This is a genomic window from Pseudomonas sp. NC02 (assembly GCF_002874965.1).
Taxonomy (GTDB): Bacteria; Pseudomonadota; Gammaproteobacteria; order Pseudomonadales; family Pseudomonadaceae; genus Aquipseudomonas.
Map to the genome: position 1 here is coordinate 2097582 of NZ_CP025624.1, position 19544 is coordinate 2117125.

Annotated in this window: 22 protein-coding genes; 9 read left to right on the top strand and 13 right to left on the bottom strand. The window is 60.8% G+C overall.

Going from position 1 to position 19544, the window contains the following annotated elements; genetic code table 11:
- Positions 1-68 precede the first annotated feature (68 nt).
- Positions 69-584 (bottom strand): 2-oxo-4-hydroxy-4-carboxy-5-ureidoimidazoline decarboxylase, encoded by a 516-nt coding sequence (gene uraD, locus C0058_RS09805; RefSeq protein WP_102368455.1) that lies wholly within the window; start codon positions 582-584, stop codon positions 69-71.
- Entirely contained in the window at positions 581-1507 is a 927-nt protein-coding gene (gene puuE / locus C0058_RS09810) for an allantoinase PuuE (RefSeq protein WP_008432189.1), read from the bottom strand. Before puuE ends, uraD begins: the two co-directional genes overlap by 4 nt.
- Before the next feature lie 462 nt (positions 1508-1969).
- Here puuE and uraH point away from each other — a divergent pair, with 462 nt between their 5' ends.
- On the top strand, positions 1970-2323 hold the full coding sequence (uraH, locus tag C0058_RS09820) for a hydroxyisourate hydrolase (RefSeq protein WP_003209117.1): 354 nt from the start codon (positions 1970-1972) through the stop codon (positions 2321-2323).
- A gap of 130 nt (positions 2324-2453) precedes the next feature.
- Here uraH and C0058_RS09825 read toward each other — a convergent pair whose 3' ends face one another.
- The 3 genes from C0058_RS09825 to C0058_RS09835 all read right to left on the bottom strand — a co-directional run bounded on the left by C0058_RS09825 (position 2454) and on the right by C0058_RS09835 (position 5116).
- The gene (locus tag C0058_RS09825) at positions 2454-3080 is read right to left on the bottom strand and encodes a LysE family translocator (protein WP_008432192.1); all 627 of its coding nucleotides are present in this window, start codon (positions 3078-3080) and stop codon (positions 2454-2456) included.
- 63 nt (positions 3081-3143) lie between these two features.
- Complete coding sequence (locus C0058_RS09830) at positions 3144-4490, bottom strand: NCS2 family permease (protein ID WP_003212843.1); 1347 nt, start codon at positions 4488-4490, stop codon at positions 3144-3146.
- A 191-nt stretch (positions 4491-4681) separates the two neighbouring features.
- Positions 4682-5116 (bottom strand): MarR family winged helix-turn-helix transcriptional regulator, encoded by a 435-nt coding sequence (locus C0058_RS09835; RefSeq protein WP_003212841.1) that lies wholly within the window; start codon positions 5114-5116, stop codon positions 4682-4684.
- Positions 5117-5198: 82 nt separating this feature from the next.
- On the opposite strand from C0058_RS09835, the gene C0058_RS09840 reads away from it, so the two are divergent.
- The gene (locus tag C0058_RS09840; protein WP_003212839.1) at positions 5199-6365 is read left to right on the top strand and encodes a PLP-dependent aminotransferase family protein; all 1167 of its coding nucleotides are present in this window, start codon (positions 5199-5201) and stop codon (positions 6363-6365) included.
- Positions 6366-6375: 10 nt separating this feature from the next.
- The gene (locus C0058_RS09845; RefSeq protein ID WP_102368456.1) at positions 6376-6978 is read left to right on the top strand and encodes a glutathione S-transferase family protein; all 603 of its coding nucleotides are present in this window, start codon (positions 6376-6378) and stop codon (positions 6976-6978) included.
- Between the two features lie 105 nt (positions 6979-7083).
- Here C0058_RS09845 and C0058_RS09850 read toward each other — a convergent pair whose 3' ends face one another.
- Entirely contained in the window at positions 7084-7980 is an 897-nt protein-coding gene (locus C0058_RS09850) for a LysR family transcriptional regulator (protein WP_003213144.1), read from the bottom strand.
- Between the two features lie 131 nt (positions 7981-8111).
- On the opposite strand from C0058_RS09850, the gene C0058_RS09855 reads away from it, so the two are divergent.
- From C0058_RS09855 to C0058_RS09870, 4 genes are all read left to right on the top strand, one after another.
- A complete protein-coding gene (locus tag C0058_RS09855; RefSeq protein ID WP_003213142.1) occupies positions 8112-9404 on the top strand; it encodes a CitMHS family transporter in 1293 nt (430 codons plus the stop codon).
- Position 9405: 1 nt separating this feature from the next.
- Positions 9406-10737 (top strand): acyclic terpene utilization AtuA family protein, encoded by a 1332-nt coding sequence (locus C0058_RS09860; protein ID WP_102368457.1) that lies wholly within the window; start codon positions 9406-9408, stop codon positions 10735-10737.
- Entirely contained in the window at positions 10734-11054 is a 321-nt protein-coding gene (locus tag C0058_RS09865) for a hypothetical protein (RefSeq protein ID WP_087694789.1), read from the top strand. Before C0058_RS09860 ends, C0058_RS09865 begins: the two co-directional genes overlap by 4 nt.
- Before the next feature lie 293 nt (positions 11055-11347).
- Positions 11348-12289: an IS110 family transposase gene (locus C0058_RS09870; RefSeq protein ID WP_371316509.1), complete on the top strand. Its 942-nt coding sequence runs from the start codon at positions 11348-11350 to the stop codon at positions 12287-12289.
- 49 nt (positions 12290-12338) lie between these two features.
- Here the strand turns inward: C0058_RS09870 and C0058_RS09875 are convergent, their stop codons facing one another.
- From C0058_RS09875 to C0058_RS09895, 5 genes are all read right to left on the bottom strand, one after another.
- On the bottom strand, positions 12339-12710 hold the full coding sequence (locus C0058_RS09875; protein ID WP_102368458.1) for a glutathione S-transferase N-terminal domain-containing protein: 372 nt from the start codon (positions 12708-12710) through the stop codon (positions 12339-12341).
- A 103-nt stretch (positions 12711-12813) separates the two neighbouring features.
- Positions 12814-13359 (bottom strand): GTP cyclohydrolase I FolE, encoded by a 546-nt coding sequence (gene folE / locus C0058_RS09880; RefSeq protein ID WP_003204506.1) that lies wholly within the window; start codon positions 13357-13359, stop codon positions 12814-12816.
- Between the two features lie 79 nt (positions 13360-13438).
- Positions 13439-13996, bottom strand: a complete 558-nt coding sequence (locus C0058_RS09885) for a Smr/MutS family protein (protein ID WP_003213135.1) — start codon at positions 13994-13996, stop codon at positions 13439-13441.
- A 75-nt stretch (positions 13997-14071) separates the two neighbouring features.
- Positions 14072-14392, bottom strand: coding sequence for a hypothetical protein (locus tag C0058_RS09890; protein WP_003213133.1), 321 nt, complete (start codon positions 14390-14392; stop codon positions 14072-14074).
- Positions 14393-14522: 130 nt separating this feature from the next.
- Positions 14523-15113 carry a cysteine hydrolase family protein gene (locus C0058_RS09895; protein WP_008433198.1) on the bottom strand — a complete coding sequence of 197 codons (591 nt, stop codon included), beginning with the start codon at positions 15111-15113 and terminating at the stop codon, positions 14523-14525.
- A 240-nt stretch (positions 15114-15353) separates the two neighbouring features.
- Here C0058_RS09895 and prmB point away from each other — a divergent pair, with 240 nt between their 5' ends.
- Positions 15354-16262 carry a 50S ribosomal protein L3 N(5)-glutamine methyltransferase gene (gene prmB / locus C0058_RS09900; RefSeq protein ID WP_003213129.1) on the top strand — a complete coding sequence of 303 codons (909 nt, stop codon included), beginning with the start codon at positions 15354-15356 and terminating at the stop codon, positions 16260-16262.
- Positions 16263-16409: 147 nt separating this feature from the next.
- Here the strand turns inward: prmB and C0058_RS09910 are convergent, their stop codons facing one another.
- Both C0058_RS09910 and C0058_RS09915 read right to left on the bottom strand, forming a co-directional pair.
- Positions 16410-17213 (bottom strand): hypothetical protein, encoded by an 804-nt coding sequence (locus C0058_RS09910; RefSeq protein ID WP_003213127.1) that lies wholly within the window; start codon positions 17211-17213, stop codon positions 16410-16412.
- A 99-nt stretch (positions 17214-17312) separates the two neighbouring features.
- Positions 17313-18275: an alpha/beta hydrolase gene (locus C0058_RS09915; protein ID WP_003213124.1), complete on the bottom strand. Its 963-nt coding sequence runs from the start codon at positions 18273-18275 to the stop codon at positions 17313-17315.
- Positions 18276-18418: 143 nt separating this feature from the next.
- On the opposite strand from C0058_RS09915, the gene aroC reads away from it, so the two are divergent.
- Positions 18419-19510 carry a chorismate synthase gene (gene aroC, locus C0058_RS09920; RefSeq protein ID WP_003213122.1) on the top strand — a complete coding sequence of 364 codons (1092 nt, stop codon included), beginning with the start codon at positions 18419-18421 and terminating at the stop codon, positions 19508-19510.
- Positions 19511-19544: the final 34 nt, after the last annotated feature.

Genomic DNA, 19544 nt, shown 5'->3' on the forward strand with positions numbered 1-19544 from the left:
CCTTAAAGTAAGTGGCTTGGGATGCTCGCCAGGCCCTGGGCGTTCATGAACCGCTCGGGCCAGGTCTGCTAAAGGGTCAGTAATCGGAACAACGCGATTTTATTGATCTCGGCCAGCGCACATTTGAACTCGGCTTCCACCGAGTTGTGAATGCGCGTTTCAAACGCGGCAAGGATCTGGTGCCGGTTGCTGCCTTTTACCGCCATGATGAAGGGAAACTTGAACTTGGCCTTGTAGCCATCGTTCAGCTCGGTGAAGCGCGAAAACTCGTCGCTCGAGCATTGGTGAATACCGGCGCCAGCCTGTTCATTAGTGCTGGCTTCGGTCAACTGGCCCTGGACGGCCGCTTTGCCCGCCAGGTCCGGGTGAGCGTTGATCAGGGCCAGTTGGCTTGCGTGATCGGCGCTCAACAGGATGTCGCTCATGCGCTGGTGCAGGGTTTCGATCTCGTCGATCGAAGCGTCCTGGCCCAGGTCGAAGGCCTTTTCGGCCACCCATGGCGAATGTTCGTAGATGTCGGCGAAGGCTTTGACGAATTCGTCGCGGCTCAGGGTCGACGGTTTCAGGGTTTGGAACGCGGTCATTTGGCGGCTCCCTGGAAAGGGTGTACGTCATGCCAGTGACGGGCGATGTCGACGCGGCGGGTGAACCACACCTGATCATGGCCCTTGGCGTATTCGATAAACCGCTTGAGGGCGGCCAGGCGCGCCGGGCGGCCGATCAGGCGGCAGTGCAAGCCGATGGAGAGCATTTTTGGTGCGTCCGCGCCTTCGGCATACAGCACGTCGAAGGCGTCTTTCAGGTATTCGAAAAAGTCGTCGCCCTTGTTGAAACCCTGGACCTGGGTGAAGCGCATGTCATTGGTGTCCAGGGTGTAGGGGATCACCAGGTGCGGCTTGCCGGTCGGGTTGTTGGGTTCCCAGTAGGGCAGGTCGTCGTCATAGGTGTCGCAGTCATAGAGGAAACCGCCTTCCTCCATTACCAGCCGCCGGGTGTTGGGGCCGGTGCGGCCGGTGTACCAGCCCAGTGGGCGCTCGCCGGTGAGTTCGGTGAGGATGCGGATCGCTTCGAGCATGTGCTCGCGTTCCTGGGCCTCATCCATGTATTGGTAGTCGATCCAGCGGTAGCCGTGGCTGCAGATCTCGTGGCCGGCGGCGACCATCGCGCGGATCACATCCGGGTGGCGCTGGGCGGCCATGGCCACGGCGAAGATGGTCAGCGGGATATCGAATTCCTTGAACAACTTGAGGATGCGCCACACGCCGGCACGGCTGCCGTATTCGTACAGCGACTCCATGCTCATGTTGCGCTCGCCTTGCAGCGGTTGCGCCGAGACCATCTCGGACAGGAAGGCTTCCGACTCTTTGTCGCCGTGCAGGATGTTGCGCTCACCACCTTCTTCGTAGTTGAGTACGAACGACAGGGCGATACGGGCCTTGCCCGGCCAGTGTGGGTGAGGAGGGTTACTGCCGTAACCGATCAGGTCGCGTGGGTAGTCAGCGCTCACTGCAGTCTTCCTTCTTGTTCGTGGTAGCGGTGTGTGTGGCGGCCGGGCAGCGGAAAGACTGGGTGGCGTCACAACGATGACTGATTGTATACAACTTAGTGTGCACTTTGTAAGCCTGTATTTCTGCATTTTTTCCGCAGGGTCTTTGCAGAATAGCACTGCAAGAAACCTGCCTGACTGGTCAGCTAAATTGAAAAAAACCTCATTCACTTTAGGAGCGAGCTTGCTCGCGAAAAACCTGAGAGCGCCTCGTTAACCCTGAAGCGCTGCGTTATCGTTAACGATCTTCGCGAGCAAGCTCGCTCCTACAGTATCGGCGTCAGCAACGGAACGCAGGCTTGTTGAATTTATTGTGTACAATTTTTTTGAAAAGTGTCTTAATCAGCCATCGCCGACTTTTTCAGTGACCTGAAAAGGTGCGGTCTTTCACTTTTTACTGACTTCGGGAGGCGCGCAGACGCTATGGGACGTTTGACCACACACGTATTGGACGCCGCGCATGGCTGCCCTGGCAGCGCAATCAAGGTTGAGTTGTACCGTGTCGAGGGCGCACAGCTTGAGCTGGTCGCCAGCACCCTGACCAACAGCGACGGCCGCTGCGATGCACCCCTGCTGCAAGGCGATGACTACCGCAGCGGTGTCTATCAGTTGCAGTTCAGCGCCGGTGATTACTACCGCGCCCGCGGTGTGCAACTGCCCGAACCTGCATTTCTCGATGTGGTGGTGCTGCGCTTCGGCATCAGCGCCGAACAGGATCACTACCACGTGCCTTTGCTGATTTCGCCTTACAGCTACTCCACCTATCGCGGTAGCTGAGTCGTCACCGCGCTTCACACCCCCAAAGCTCTTCGTTGGTTTTTCGCCCGCTCACACTGCGGGCTTTTTTTCGCCTGCTGATTGCACCATAAAGGCGGCCCCGATCGTCAGTGCGATCGGGGCTGGATCTTCAGCGGCTCAATAGCGACGCAGCGCCGGCGCCTGTGAACAAGCCCGCGCTGATCCGGTTGAACCAGCTCTGGCCCCTGCCGCTGCGCAGGTAGCGCGCGGCGCCATGGGCGCCGAGGCCGTAGGCCAGTTTGCACAGCAGGTCGAGCACGGTCCAGGTGGCGATCATGATCAGCAACTGCGGCAAAAAGGCCTGCTGGGCACTGAGGAATTGCGGCAGGAAGGCGGCGAAAAACAGGATGTCCTTCGGGTTGCTGGCGCCCAGCACAAAGGCCCGGCCAAACAGCGCACGAAAACGCGGGGTGGCGGCCACTTGCGGTACGTCGGCGACGTGGGCCGGTTGCCGGGATTGCTGCCAGCTCTGCCAGGCGAGGTAGAACAGGTACAGCGCACCGACGATCTTCAGGGCACTGAACAGCTGTTCCGAGGCCAGCAACAACGCACCCAAACCCAGCGCCGAGGCGCTCAGCAGGCAGATGGAAGCAATCACCCCGCCGAGAAAGGCCGGGTACGAACGGCGCAGGCCGTAGTTCAGGCTGTTGCTGATCATCAGCAAGGACAGGGGGCCGGGGATCAGGATCACCACCAGCGCAGCGCCGCTGAACAGCAGCCAGGTTTCCAGACTCATTGCATTCCTCCATTCGTACAAAAGCCCCACCCGACGGGGTGAGGCAGGGTCAAGCGGGTTGGCCTACAGGAACGCGAACTTGGCGATGAAGATCGCGCAAAGCACCCACAGGCTGATGGAAATTTCCTTGTGTTTACCCGTGCCGGCCTTCAGCGCCACGTAGGTGATGAAACCCAGGGCGATGCCGTCGGCCACCGAGAAGGTCAGGGGCATCATGATCGCCGTGACGATCGCCGGAATGCTGTCGGTGGCGTCGTCCCAATTGATATGGGCCATGCCGCTCATCATCAGCATCGCCACATAGATCAACGCGCCGGCGGTGGCATAGGCCGGAATCATGCCAGCCAGCGGGGCAAAAAACATCGCTGCGATAAACAACACGCCAACCGTAACCGCCGTCAGCCCGGTGCGGCCACCAGCGGCAACCCCGGCGGCGCTTTCCACGTAACTGGTGACTGGCGGCACGCCGACCATGGCGCCGAACACGCTGGAGGCGCTGTCGGCTTTCAGGGCGCGGGAGAGGTTTTCGATCTTGCCGTCGGCATTCACCAGGCCTGCACGCTGGGCCACGCCCATCAGGGTGCCGGCGGTGTCGAACATGTGCACAAACAGGAAGGCGAACACCACGCTGATCATGCTGACGTTGAACACGCCCATCACGTCCATGGCCATCCAGGTCGGCGCCAGGCTTGGCGGGGTGGCCAGGATGCCGTGGTACTCCACCAGGCCCAGGCCCCAACCGGCGAGGGTCACGGCGATGATGCTGATCAGGATCGCGCCGAATACCCGGTGGTAGCTGAGGATCGCAATCAACAGGAAGCAAATGGCCGCCAGCAATGGGGCGGGTTCATGCAGGGAGCCGAGCTTGATCAGGGTGGCCGGGCTTTGCACGATGATGCCGGCGGTTTTCAGGCCGATCACCCCGAGAAACAATCCGACGCCGGCGCCCATGGCATGGCGCAGGCTCACCGGAATGCTGTTGAGCAGCCACTCGCGAATGCGTGAGAGCGTCAGGATCATGAACAACACACCGGAGATAAACACCGCACCCAGTGCCGTCTCCCAGTTGTAGCCCATGGTCCCGACCACGGTGTAGGTGAAAAACGCGTTCAGGCCCATGCCCGGCGCCAGGCCTACTGGCCAGTTGGCGTACAGGCCCATCAGCAGGCAACCCAGCGCGGCGGCGATGCAGGTGGCGACAAACGCCGCGCCGTGATCGATGCCGGCGTCGGCCATGATGTTGGGGTTGACGAAGATGATGTAGGCCATGGTGATAAAGGTCGTGAGGCCAGCGATCAGCTCGGTCTTCACTGTGGTGCCATGCAAGCGGAGTTTGAACAGGCGTTCCAGCCAACCGTTGTGGGTTGGCGAGAGGTCGAGCGTAGGGGCTTCGGATTTGCGGCTTTCCACAGCAAGTACTCCTCAAGAGTTTTATTGTTATTTCCAGCGCCGGACACATGAGTGGGCAGCAGCGCTTTGAGGTACCAGCGGGTTTTGTTGACCAATAGGTCAGGAACTCGCACGAAGCGAATTATGCTTTTGTATACAAATAAAGCAAATAATGTTTTCTATTTTGTGTGCGAAAGGGGATGAAAGGCAATTCAGGATTGGCCACTGAGTGCCTTGTTTACCGCCAGCCAGCCTTCTACCGCCGTCTCGCCTGCCTCGGCAAACGCCCGTTGCAGCAGCTTTACCTGTTCGCGCCGCAGCGATTGTTCGAAACGCCGGCCTTCCTCGGTCAACTCCAGCAGGCGCTTACGCTTGTCGGTCTCGGACGCCACGCTGTCCACCAGGTGCATTTCCTGCAGTTGGCGCAACGGCATGTTCAGCGCCTGTTTGCTTACGCCGAGCAGTTCCAGCAGCTCCTTGACGCTCAAGGCCGGGTAGCGCGCGATAAAAAACACGATGCGTTGATGCACCCGGCTCAAGCCGCGGCGCTCCAGCATTTCGTCAGCCTTGGCGGTGAACGCCTGGTAGCCGAAGAAGAAGGCTTCCATGGCGGTTTGCTGGCTGGTCTGGTTTTTAAGGTCAAGCATATTGACGTATCTGCCCAAGTCGTCGTAATTTCGGTCAAGCAGTTTGACGTATTTTCCCCAGGCTTTGCTACCGGTGACCCTTATGGCCTTCTCAGAACGTGTTTCGCGTCTTAAAAGCTCCCTGATCCGTGAAATCCTCGCGGCGGCGCAAAAGCCGCAGGTGATGTCCTTCGCCGGTGGCCTGCCGGCCGAAGTGATGCTGCCCACGCTGGATTGGGAAGGCATGCCGCTGAATATCGGCCAATACGGCATGAGCGAAGGCGAGCCACAGTTGCGTGAATTGCTGGCGGCCGAGGCGCGGGTGCTGGGTATTGCCTGCGATGCGCGCCAGGTCATGGTGGTCAGCGGCTCCCAGCAAACCCTGGACCTGGCGGCCAAGCTGTACATCGACAAGGGCACCAAAATCCTCCTGGAAGGCCCGACTTACCTTGCGGCATTGCAGATTTTCCAATTGTTCGGCGCCGATTGCCTGACCGTACAGCTTGAGGCGGACGGTCCGGACCTCAGAGCCTTGCGCAGCAGCCTTGAGCAGCATCGCCCGTCCTTCGTCTACCTGATCCCGACGTTCCAGAACCCTTCGGCGGTGCGCTACAGCGATGCCAAGCGCGAGGCCGTCGCCGCGTTGCTGGACGAGTTTGGCGTAACCCTGATCGAAGACGAACCCTACCGCGAACTGACCTTCGACGGCGGCAGCGCACAACCCATCGTCAGCCGGCTGAAAAAGGCCAGCTGGATCTACACCGGCACCGTATCCAAGACCTTGTTGCCCGGCCTGCGGGTCGGCTACCTGATCGCCAGTCCGGACCTGTTCCCGCACTTGCTCAAACTCAAGCAGTCAGCCGACCTGCACACCAACCGCGTTGGCCAGTGGCAGGCGATGCAATGGATCGGCACCGAGAAATACCAGCATCACCTGGTAGAGTTGCGCAGCTTTTACCGAGGCCGGCGCGACGCTTTCCAGGCTGCACTGGCGCGGCATTTCAGCGACCTGGCCGACTGGCAAATACCCCAGGGCGGATTATTCTTCTGGCTGACCTTGAAACAGCCGCTCGATACCCGCACCTTGTTGGCACCTGCGCTCGACCAGGACATCGCGTTCATGCCCGGTGAACCGTTCTTTTCCGAGCCGGACAATCATCACGGTCACCTGCGGCTCAATTTCAGCCATATCGACCCGGCGCGCTTGGACGAAGGTCTCAAGCGTCTCGCTGCGGTGGTCCGTCAAGCACAGCACGCGCAAGCGGCATAGGGGAGCCTCCATGTACAAGGTCTACGGCGATTACAAATCGGGCAACTGCTACAAAGTCAAACTCATGCTCAGCCTGTTGGGCATCGACTATGAGTGGATCGATGTCGACATCCTGAAGGGCGATACCCAGACCGCGGAGTTCCTGGCCAAGAACCCCAACGGCAAGATCCCGGTGCTGGAGCTGGAAGACGGCACCTGCCTGTGGGAGTCCAATGCGATTCTCAACTTCCTGGCCGACGGCAGCGAGTTCCTGCCCAGCGAACCGCGCCTGCGCACCCAGGTTCTGCAGTGGCAGTTTTTCGAGCAGTACAGCCACGAGCCGTACATCGCGGTGGCGCGGTTTATCCAGTTTTACCTGGGGCTGCCGGAAGATCGCCTGGAGGAATACAAGAAGCTGCACAAGGGCGGATACAAGGCCCTGAAGGTGATGGAGCGCCAGTTGCAGTTGACGCCGTATCTGGTGGGCGACCAGTTCTCGATTGCCGATGTGGCGCTGTATGCCTACACCCATGTGGCGAATGAAGGTGGTTTTGACCTGAGCGCCTATCCGGGCGTGCAAGCCTGGTTGAAGCGCGTGGCCAGCCATCCCAAGCATGTGCCGATGCTGGGCTGAAATGCGGTCAAAAATGTGGGAGCGGGCTTGCTCGCGAAAGCGGTGGATCAACCAACCTATGCATTGGCTGACACACCGCCTTCGCGAGCAAGCCCGCTCCCACATTCAGTTTTGCGGTGCGCCGGGTAATTCTTCACTGAGCAACTCAAAACAGCGCTGCGCCGCCGGGCTCAACGGCTGTCCACTGCGACTGATCAACCCGATCTCCCGGTTCACCCCCGGATGATCAATGGTAATCCGCTTCAACCCCTCCAGACTGTCCGCCGCCGATTCCGGCAACACACTGATCCCCAAGCCCTGCCGCACCAACGCCAACACGGTCGACATGTAGTTGGCCTCCATCCCCGCGAGCATCGTCAGGCGTGTTTCATCGAACAACGCGTCCACCTGTTCCCGCACGCTGCTGTCGCGGCCGGTGAGGATGATCGGCTGGTCGGCCAGTTGCTCCAGGCTCAACTTTGCAAAACGAGTCAGCGGATGATCCAGCGGCACGAACGCACATAACCGATCATTCAGCACCGGCACAAACGCCAGTCCATGACTCAGCCGCGCCCGCACACCAATACCGAAATCCACCTCGCCCGAACGCACTTGCGCATGAATGCGGTGAGCAACCAGGTCATGCAAGCGCACCTCGATCCCGGCAAAACGCTCGCGAAACAGGCGCAGGGCGGGAGGCAACGCGCCGGCGCACACGGAGGGCAGGGCGGCGATGGTCACCACGCCTCGTCGTAGCGCTGCCAGGTCACGGGAGCCGGTGACGATGTTGTCCAGGTCCAGCAACAGCTTCTCCATCGGCCCGCGTGCATCCAGCCCGGCGGCGGTGATGCTGACGTGGCGCGGGCTGCGGTCGAGCAGCGCGACGCCCAGCCATTCCTCCAGTTGTTGCACCTGCACGGTCAGCGCCGAGGGCGACAAATGCAGTTCGTTGGCGGCCTTGGTAAAGCTGCCCGTGCGGGCAACGGCGAGAAACGCCTGGATATGCTGGATCGAATTTTTCATTTTTATTTTGCTCGAGCGTTTTGTTTTTTCGAATGTGGAGTGCCGAATATTCCAATTTACAAAGCCTAACGCGATTCCAATACTCCAGGGAAAACAATAACCGGCCGAAAACGCCGTTCTGGAGCTACCCCATGCTCGCTACCCTGGGTGTCATCACCATCCTGTGCCTGCTCACTGCCGTCATGAGCAAACGCCTGTCGCCACTGGTGGCCCTGATCGCCTTGCCGATCATCGCCGCGCTGCTGGGCGGTTTCGGCCTGCAAACCAGCGCCTTCATCATCACCGGCATCAAGAACGTCGCCCCCGTGGTGGGGATGTTTGTGTTTGCGATCCTGTTCTTCGGGATCATGACCGATGCCGGCATGCTGGATCCAATCATTGATCGCATCCTGCGCACGGTAGGGACGCGTCCTACAAGGATCGTCGTCGGTACCGCGACCCTGGCCCTGCTGGTGCACCTCGACGGCTCCGGCGCGGTGACCTTCCTGGTGACGGTGCCGGCGATGCTGCCGCTGTACACGCGGCTGGGAATTGATAAACGCATCCTCGCGTGTGTGGCGGCGATGGCGGCCGGGGTCAACTTCCTGCCGTGGACCGGCCCGGTACTGCGTTCCTCGGCGGCGCTGCACGTGCCGGTGGCGGACTTGTTCCAGCCGCTGATCCCGGTGCAGATCGTCGGCCTGGTCTTTGTATTCGCCTGCGCCTGGTGGCTGGGCCACCGGGAAGAAAAACGCCTGGGCCTGGGCGCTGGTTCCAGCGTGGACGCCGTGCCGCAACGGGTGCTCAGCGACGATGACATTGCCCTGCGTCGCCCGCGGCTGTTCTGGGTCAACCTGGTCCTGACGGTACTGGTGATGGTGGTGATGATCGCCGGTTGGGTCGACCCGGTGGTGATGTTCATGCTCGGCACCGTGGTGGCACTGTGCATCAACTACCCGAACGTCGACGCCCAGCGCGCGCGGATCGACGCCCACGCAAAAACCGCCCTGACCATGGCCAGCATCCTGCTCGCCGCCGGTGTGTTCACCGGCATCATGCAAGGCACCGGCATGCTCAAGGCCATCGCCGAAGTGGCGGTGGCGCAGATTCCGGCGGGCCACGGCAAGTTGATCCCGGCGGTGGTGGGCTTCCTGTCTATGCCGCTGAGCATGCTGTTTGACCCGGATTCCTACTACTTCGGCGTGATGCCGGTGATCGCCGAAGTCGGCAAGGCCTTGGGCGTCGACCCGCTGCAAGTGGCCCAGGCCTCGTTGCTGGGCGTGCACACCACCGGCTTTCCGGTCAGCCCGTTGACGCCTGCGACCTTCCTGTTGGTGGGCCTGTGCAAGATCGAATTGGCCGATCACCAGCGCTTCACCATCCCCTTTCTGTTTGCCGCGTCGGTGTTGATGACTCTGACGGCTTTGCTCCTGGGAGTGATTTGAAATGAAAACCTTGCGCATCGGTTCCGGTGCCGGCTACTCCGGCGACCGTATCGAACCTGCGGTGGAATTGGCCGAACAGGGCGACCTGGATTACCTGGTCTTCGAATGCCTGGCCGAACGCACCATCGCCCTGGCGCAACAGGCGCGGATAAGCGATCCGCAAGGCGGTTACGACCCGCTGTTGAGTGAGCGCATGCGCCGCGTGCTGCCCTTTGTCGGCCAGCCCGACGGGCGCCGGCGCCTGCGGGTAATCACCAATATGGGCGCGGCCAATCCGGTGGCGGCGGCGGTTGAAGTGCGGCGGATTGCCAGTGAACTGGGGCTTAACCTCAAGGTGCTGGCGGTGGTTGGCGATGACGTGCTTGAGACCTTGCGTGCCCAGCCGGAGCAGTTGCTCGACAACGGTCAGACCCTTGGCTCGTTGGGCGAGCGATTGATTTCCGCGAACGCCTATTTGGGCGCCGACGGCATTATCGACGCCTTGCGCGCCGAGGCCGACGTGGTGATCACCGGCCGGGTGGCAGACCCTTCGCTGTTCCTGGCGCCGCAGATGTTCGAATTCGGCTGGGCTGCGGATGATTGGCAACGGCTGGGGCGCGGCACGCTGGTGGGGCATTTACTGGAATGTGCGGGGCAGGTCAGCGGTGGCTACTTTGCCGATCCGGGCTTCAAGGATGTGGACGACCTGGCACGCCTGGGCTTTCCACTGGCCGAGATTGACGCAGACGGCGAGGCCTTGATCACCAAGGTCGCAGGTTCCGGTGGGCGGGTCAGCCGTGCCACGTGCACCGAACAATTGATCTACGAAGTGCACGACCCGGCGGCCTACCTCACACCGGACGTGTGCGCGGATTTTTCCCAGGTGGCGTTTACCGAAGAAGCCGTGGACCGGGTGCGTGCCCACGGCGCGAGCGGACGGCCACGTCCCGAAGCGTTGAAAGTCAGCGTCGGTTATCTGGACGGCTGGATCGGTGAGGGGCAGATTTCCTACGGTGGCCCGGGCGCGGTCGCTCGTGCGCAACTGGCTCGCGATGTGGTCCTGAAACGCTTGGAGTTGACCGGCGTGCGCATGCAGGACGTGCGTGCCGAATTGATCGGCGTCGACTCCCTGCACGGCCCGCGCAGCACGGTTGAACCGTGGGAAGTGCGCCTGCGCATCGCCGCCCGCTGCGCAGAACGCAGCGAGGCGGTGCGTGTCGGCAATGAAGTGGAAACCCTCTACACCAACGGCCCTTCCGGCGGCGGTGGCGCCAGCAAGAGCCTGCGCCAGGTGGTGGCGGTGGCATCGTTGCTGCTGCCTCGTCACGCGGTCAACCCGAGGATCGAAGCATGAAGCTGCACACCCTGGCCCACTCCCGAACGGGAGACAAGGGCGACACCTCGAACATCTCGATCATCGCGTATCGGGCCGAGGACTATCCGCTGCTCTGCGAGCAATTGACGGCTGAGGTGGTGGCGGCATTTTTTGCGCCGTTGCTGGAGGCGGGAGCTGCACCGGTGCGGCGTTATGAACTGCCCAATGTGCAGGCACTGAACTTCGTGTTGCCGGGGATCCTGCGAGGCGGGGTGACGCGGTCGCTGGCGCTGGACGCCCATGGCAAGTGCCTGGGCTCAGCATTGCTGGATCTTGAATTGGCAATACCAAACTAATGTGGGAGCGGGCTTGCTCGCGAAGGCGGAGTATCAGCCACTACGTCTGTGGCTGATACTCCGCCTTCGCGAGCAAGCCCGCTTGTATGCTAGGACTTGAAGGGAGGAGGAGGGACAAAGCCCGATTCTGACTGTTGGCGCAGTACAGACCGTGGGAGATTTCGCCCCTCCTCCTTTCACCCAAGCGCCGATAAAGAATGCATCTGGCTATGACCGACGATAGGAACAAGCCTGCGCCTCTGGGTGAGCCCTTCAAGTGCTCAAAACCATAGCCCGGAGGAAGTCCCATGGCAATGCCAGTTCCTGTCTCAAAGCCGATCGTTGGCGTCGATGTTGCTAAAAATGAGCTGGTGATTTACCACGCCGAACTCGATCTGCTGGAAGTAATCCCGAACAACAAAACCGCCATTAAAAAATGGCTGAAGGCCCTACCGGGCACCGTGGCAGTTGCGATTGAAGCTACCAACATCTATCACTTGGAGTTCGCTGATCTCGCCTATGAAGCTGGCTGCGTGATCTACATGGTGGGTGGATATGAGCTCAGCCATTATCGTAAAGGTGTGAATATCCGGGCTAAAACCGACGCCCAGGATGCCAAATTGCTCGCTCGCTATTTAAAAAACGAAGCCGATGAACTTCGTCCCTGGACGCCGCCATCTCCTCTGTATCGCCAGCTTTTGAGTCTTTTCCGCCGCCGGGCGGCGCTGGTCCAGGCACGCGTCAGCCTGACTCAAAGCTGGGCGAATGAGCCGTTACTGAAGGCCTCTTTTACCGAGCAGGTGAAGTCGATGCAAAAGCTAGAAGGCCTGATTGAAAAGATGATCGGTGATCGCCTGAAAGAAGCTGGACTGTCGGATCAGCTAAAGCGTTGCTTGAAAGTTGAAGGTATCGGTTTTTTGACTGGAGCCCGCTTGGTTACTAGCTTTCAACGAGGTGATTTTAGAAACGCAGACGCTTTCATCGCCTTCTTGGGCATGGATTTACGCGTTTCTAAGTCAGGACAGAAAGATAATCGTCGTAGCTTGAGCAAACGTGGCGACTCAGAAGCTCGGCGTCTTTTGCACAACGCAGCGATGGCAGCTAGCCGAACGGCTGCATGGAAGGAGTTTTATCAAGCGCAACGGGCGCGGGGTTACAGCACCACTCAGGTGCTGGTAATGCTGGCCCGCAAGCTTGCTCGAGTGGTATTTGCCTTGCTAAAAGGACAAAGCGAATACCAACCAAAGGTTGGTTGAGGGTTGCCCCTCAACCATAGAATCTCCCACACTGGATCCTCGCTGTTTGTCAGACAGCCGCAAACCGCTTGTCGAGGTAATCGATGATCACCTTGGAGTCGTACATCCAGGTGGTCTGGCCGTTCTCTTCGATGCGCAGGCATGGCACCTTGATCTTGCCGCCTTGCTCCAGCAGGGTCTGGCGGTCTTGCTCGTTGTTCTTCGCATCCTTCAAGGCCACCGGCACGTTCAGGCGGTGCAGGGTGCGGCGGGTCTTCACGCAGAACGGGCAGGCGTGGAATTGATACAGGGTCAGGTCCTTGGCCGCTGCGTTCACCTGCGCCTGTTGTTCGGCAGGGCGCTGCTTTTTGCGCGGACGGGTCAGGAAGTCGCCGGCGATGATGACGTGGCCGAGGCCCACTCGAAGTGCTTTGGCGAACATGGCTGAAACCTCTTGCCCTAGACTTAAGGGGGCGCAGCTTACCTGATTTTTCACAGGCGAAAAAAAACCGGCGATGAACGCCGGTTTTTCCAGGTGCCGCGTATTACTTGATCAGGCTGAGAAACTCGCTGCGGGTCGCCGCGTTTTCGCGGAACTCACCCAGCATCACCGACGTGATCATCGACGAATTCTGCTTCTCCACACCGCGCATCATCATGCACATGTGCTTGGCCTCGATCACCACTGCAACGCCCAGGGCGCCGGTGACCTGCTGGACCGCATCGGCGATCTGGCGGCTGAGGTTTTCCTGGATCTGCAGGCGGCGGGCATACATATCGACGATACGCGCGACCTTCGACAGGCCCAGCACTTTGCCGCTCGGGATATACGCGACGTGAGCCTTGCCGATGAACGGCAGCAGGTGGTGTTCGCACAGCGAGTACAACTCGATGTCCTTGACCAGCACCATTTCGCTGTTGTCAGAGCTGAACAAGGCACCGTTGGTGACTTCTTCGAGGGTCTGTTCATAACCGCGGCAGAGATACTGCATGGCCTTGGCGGCACGTTTTGGCGTGTCGAGCAGGCCCTCGCGGGAAACGTCCTCGCCGAGTTGGCCGAGAATCGCGGTGTAATTCTGTTCCAGGGACATGAAACTACCTAGTGGGATTTTCGCAAAGGGCAAGGGTACGGCGGCCAACACATCGCTGCAAGCCTGACGATGGCACTTGTTACTCGTCGCGGCCTTCCATCATGGTGCGCTTGAGCATCACATACACCGCGCCAGCGCCGCCGTGACGTGGCTGGCATGAGGTAAAACCCAGCACCTGGGAGTGCTGGCGCAACCAGGTGTTGACGTGGCTTTTGATCATCGGCCGCTTGCCGTCCAGGCGCACGGCCTTGCCGTGGGTGACGCGCACGCAGCGGATTTCGAATTTGGTGGCTTCGGCGAGGAACGCCCAGAGGGTTTCGCGGGCTTTTTCGACGGTCATGCCGTGCAGGTCGAGACTGCCCTCGAACGGGATCTGGCCGACCTTGAGCTTGCGCATCTGGCTTTCCTGCACGCCGTCGCGGGCCCACATCAACTCGTCTTCGGGACCTACATCGATAACGAATTGATCCGACAGGCCGTCCACGGTGGTGGCGTCCGTGCGCACGGTCGCGGCCTGGCGCAGCTTGGCGATCTGGGCGCGATCGGTCTTGGGTTTGCCGGTGTCGGCGCGATCATGCTTGATCGGCTTGACGCCGCGCAGCTCGTTCTTGAATAGGGAAAAATCGTCGTCTTGCATGTCAGCCTCCGCGAAGGGCGGGCAGTTTACCTAATCGCGGCGGCTTGATGCGCAACAAACGCTATCTGTGCGCCATCAGTCGTGCTTTTTCATCAGGTGCGAAGCGATGTTCAGTGACAGCGGTTGGCGCATGCGCCGACGGCAACGACGCCACAGCCATACGCCGAACCACAGCACCAGCAGGCCGATGACCAAGAGTATTGCAGAACCGCCAGGGCTGGCATTCAGCTCGCCCAGGGCCGGTGAGTGTCCAACCAAACCAGCGCCGCCAGCAATTGCCAGTAGTACGCCACCTATCGCCAACAGCGCGGCAAAGCCGGCGCCGATGCGCAGACGCCAGTTGCTCGGGCCCTTGGGGCGCAAGCGACGAGCATCAAAACCATCGGATATCTTCATTCCGACCTTTCCTCCAGGGTATCGGCCCTTCGACCGGAAGATACACAGGTTGTTCCGGGTACAGAGGCAATTGCAGCAAATGACAGGTATTTGCGGATGAGCGGGCGGCTACCCGCTCATCGAAGGTCGATCAGATCAGATCTTTGGTCAAGGCGAGGGTGGCGAAGTTGTCAGCCATGATGGCCATTTCAGTCTGCTGCACGTGGTCGGCGCTGAGGATGCCGCCCTTGTAAGGCAGGTCGCGGGTGGCGCAGGCGTCTTCCACCAGGGTGCAGCGAAAGCCCAGGTTTTTTGCCGCACGCACCGTGGTGCTGACGCTGGAGTGGCTCATGAAGCCGCAGACGATCAGGTCCAGGGAACCGAGGTCTTGCAGGTGTTTCTCCAGGCCGGTGCCGTGGAAGGCGCTGGGCAGCAGCTTGCCGATGATGGTTTCGTCGGCCTGTGGCTCAAGGCCAGGAATGAACTCACCGCGCTCGCCCTGAGGGTCAAACAACCCGCCGACAGTGCCCAGGTGGCGCACATGCACGATCGGGCGCCCGGCGTTGCGCGCGGCAGCCGCCAGTTGCTTGATATTTTCGACAGCAGCGTCCATGCCCGAGAGGGCGAGGGGACCACTGAGGTATTCCTTCTGGGCGTCGATGATCACGAGGGTCGCATGGTTCAGGTTCGCCGCTGCGTAACCACGACCGCTGAGTTGAAACATCGTCTTTGGAACGGACATTCTGGGGCTCCTGTGAGTGGGGCTTTTGTGACATTGTCCTCTGGCTGAGCGCTTCTGTGAATCGCTACCATCGTAAGGTACGCCGTTGTTGGCGTGCAGCGATGTCAATAGGGCACTACGTTTAGGCAAAAACCACGTTTAAGATGAAATCCGACGTGCGGCAAAGGGTTTTTTCGTACATCGTCGGTACAGCTTAAGACTGTTAGAATCGCCGGTCGTTTTTTCCAGGAGCTTGCCCCCGTGATCACTTCCCGCCTGCGCACCTTGCGCGACCACATCCGATGGGCCGTCAGCCGTTTCCATGGGGAAGACCTGTTTTTTGGCCATGGCACCGATAATGCCTGGGACGAAGCCCGGCAACTGGTGCTCGGCGCCTTGCACCTGCCATGGGAAATTGCCGACAGTTACCTGGATTGCAACCTGGAAGAAGAGGAAATCTCCCACGTGCAACGGTTGCTGCACCGCCGTATCCACGAGCGTGTGCCGACCGCTTACCTGTTGAAGGAAGCCTGGTTCTGCGGCATGTCGTTTATCGTTGATGAGCGTGTATTGATTCCCCGCTCACCGATTGGCGAACTGATCGAAAACCGCTTCGAACCGTGGCTGGGCACACCGCCGGCACGCATTCTGGACCTGTGCACCGGTTCCGGTTGCATCGGTATTGCCTGCGCCTACGAGTTCCAGGACGCCGAAGTGGTACTGGGCGACCTGTCCTTCGAAGCGCTGGAGGTGGCCAACCAGAACATCGAGCGCCATGGCGTCGATGAGCGCGTGTATACCGTTCAGGGCGACGGCTTTGATGGTTTGCCGGGCCAGCGTTTTGACCTGATCGTGTCCAACCCGCCGTATGTCGACGCCGAAGACTTTGCCGACATGCCGGATGAATACCAGCACGAGCCGGAGCTGGGCCTTGCCTGCGGTGACGACGGCTTGAACCTGGTTCGGCGGATGCTGGCCGAGGCGGCAGATCACTTGACTGAGAAGGGCTTGCTGATTGTCGAAGTGGGCAACAGCCAGGTTCACGTCGAGGCGTTGTACCCCGAAGTGGACTTCGCCTGGCTGGAGTTCCAGCGCGGCGGGCATGGCGTGTTCATGTTGACGGCCGAGCAGTGCCGGGCGCATCAGGCGGTGTTCGCCGCCAGGGTTTAACCGCTTCCAAGTGGGTAACGCGGTCAGTGTGGGAGCGGGCTTGCTCGCGAATGCGGTGGCTCAGTCAAGATATCCGGTGACTGACACACCGCATTCGCGAGCAAGCCCGCTCCCACATTTTGATCCGGTTTCAATTGATAAACCGGATTATCGATGCGTCGCAATCCAGATCAACAAACCCGCCTGAAACACGGTAAACGCCACCAGGCACGTAATCGTGAAGCGCAACCCGCTGTCTTCGCGCTTGAACTTGGTGACTTTTTCCTCTTCCTTGCGCAGTTTCACTTCCTGTTCCGCCAGGTTCTGCTCGGCCTGTTGCAGCATCTGCGCCGCTTCCAGAATCTCCACGAACTGCAGCTTTTCGGTGTTCCAGCTGTCCAGCACATCGCTCACCTTGCCCGGCTGCACGTTGCCCTTCAAATGCTGGACATCGGCGTACGCCACATCAAAGCCCTGGATACGCAGGAAGTGATCCCGGCGCAGGCGCGTGGCTTCGTTGAGGGCGTCCTTGTTGGCCAGGTCGACGCCGTCGACGCGGTAGTGCGACCACTTCTTTTTCGCCCAGGCGGCGCCCTGGGCTACCAGGAAACGGCCGATGCCGCGGTTAGCCGGCTCGATCTCCAGGCTGTTGCCCGGGCCAAAGTGCACCCGATGGGTCGCGTGATCGACCCAGATATCCAAATGGTTCTGTTCCCGGCGCACCCGCTGGCCCGGCAACTGAATGACCATGCGCAGCAGGCTGTGGTCCTTGTTGTTGCGTTCGGCCCAGCCAAACTGCACAAAGCGCAGGGGCCGCACGCCCGTGGCACGGTCGGTGGCCAAAGGGGCCAGGCGCAGCATCTTGAAATGTTCGGCCTGCACCTCCGCCCACGGTAACGCCGCCGATGCGGCGGCCTCGGTGTCAGCCGTGGTGTCGGCGGTAGGTTCGGGTGTTGCTTCGGTGTTCGTCATTCGGCGCGATCCTGTCCAAGCTCTGCGGGCCGACAGGCTTTTTGCTGTCGACCCATGGCTTATCGGCCGTTTTGCTCAGGACTGGAGGGCAATACTCGCTTAACTGGCGCGAAGTCCGTCGATAAAGCGAACCAGGCGGGTGCCCAGTTCAGCCGCCAGCGGCAACTGCGGGTCGTTATAGGACTCCAGTTGCTGCTTCACGTTGTTGGGCACGATGCGCATCACGTGGTTCATGCCTTCGATCACCGTCAGCTCGGCGTCGGGCTTGGCCTTCTGCAATTGTTGCGCATCGGCCACGCCGACCTGCAGGTCATTGGTGCCCTGGACGATCAGCGCCGGCATGGTCAATTTGGCAAAGGCCGCCGAAGGGTCGGCGCGGAACAGGCTGATCAGATAGGGCTGCACGCTGGGGCGGAAAATGCCCTCAAGGGGTGTGGGCACATCGGCGTCCACCTGGCCGGCCTTGAGGTGATCGAGAATCTGGTTGCTGCGCAGTAACAGCGCTGGAGGCATATGGTCGGCCAGTTGCTGGCGGATCACCTGGTCCACCGGGCGCGCACTGCCCGACAGGGAGATCACCCCGGCCGGGTTGAGCTGCGGGGCGGCGAGGGCGGCCACCAGTGCACCTTCGCTGTGGCCCAGCACAATCAGCGGGCCCATGCGTGGGTCGGCCTTGAGCAACTTGCCCCAGGCCACGGCGTCGGACACGTAGGCATCCAGGGTCAGGTTGCGTTCATCGGGGGTGGCGGCAAGGCTGGCGGCCACGCCGCGCTTGTCGTAGCGCACGCTGGCGATGTTGTGCCTGGCCAGCACCCAGGCCAGGCGCTTGAGGCTGTCGTTGCGTGCGCCGTCGGCGCTGTTGCCGTTGCGGTCGGTGGGCCCGGAGCCGGCGATGATCAGCACCACCGGCACCGGCTTGTCGGATTTGGGCAACAACAGCGAACCAAACAGCTCGCCACTGCCGGTGTCCAGGCTGATGGGCCGTTGCAGCACGACAGGGGAGGCGGCGAAGCCAAGGCTGGAAAACAGAGTGAGGGTCAAAAGCAGAACTCGCAGCATCATCGCGCCATCATGAGGAAGGTGCCGGTTGGACCAACGTCTACCGGTAAGGTTTCGAGGATGAACTAGTCGGTTAGCCTGCGTATACTGGCCGCCTTAAGTTATTACGGTTGACTTGATTCAACTGATTTCACGGAGCGCCCTGCATGTCCGGCAATACCTACGGCAAGCTGTTCACTGTTACCACCGCGGGCGAAAGCCATGGCCCGGCGTTGGTCGCCATTGTCGACGGCTGCCCGCCGGGCCTCGAGTTGTCCCTGGAAGACCTGCAGCGTGACCTCGACCGCCGCAAGCCCGGCACCAGCCGCCACACCACCCAGCGCCAGGAAGCCGACGAAGTCGAAATCCTCTCCGGCGTGTTCGAAGGCCGCACCACCGGCTGCGCCATTGGCCTGCTGATTCGCAACACTGACCAGAAGTCCAAGGACTACTCGGCGATCAAGGACCTGTTCCGCCCGGCCCACGCCGACTACACCTACCACCACAAATACGGCGAGCGCGACTACCGTGGCGGTGGCCGCAGCTCGGCGCGGGAAACCGCGATGCGCGTGGCGGCCGGTGCGATTGCCAAGAAGTTCCTGGCGACCCAGGGCATCGTGATCCGCGGCTACATGAGCCAGCTGGGCCCGATCGAAATCCCGTTCAAGACCTGGGACAGCGTCGAAGACAACGCCTTTTTCTGCCCAGACCCGGACAAAGTGCCGGAGCTGGAAGCCTATATGGACCAGTTGCGCCGCGACCAGGATTCCGTCGGCGCCAAGATCACCGTGGTTGCCGAAGGCGTGATGCCGGGCCTGGGCGAGCCGATCTTCGACCGCCTCGATGCCGAACTGGCCCACGCGCTGATGAGCATCAACGCGGTCAAGGGCGTGGAAATCGGCGCCGGGTTCGATTGTGTGGCCCAGCGTGGCACCGAGCACCGTGACGAGCTGACCCCGGAAGGTTTCCTCAGCAACAACGCCGGCGGCATTCTCGGCGGCATTTCCTCCGGCCAGCCAATCGTTGCGCACCTGGCCCTCAAGCCGACGTCCAGCATCACCACGCCGGGCCGTTCGATCGATGTGCACGGCAACCCGGTGGACGTGATCACCAAGGGCCGTCACGACCCTTGCGTCGGCATCCGTGCCACGCCGATTGCCGAAGCGATGATGGCCATTGTGTTGATGGACCACCTGCTGCGTCATCGTGGGCAAAACGCCGACGTAAAAGTCAGTACTCCGGTATTGGGCCAGCTGTGACCGTGTGTGGCGAGCGAGCTTGCTCGCGCTGGGC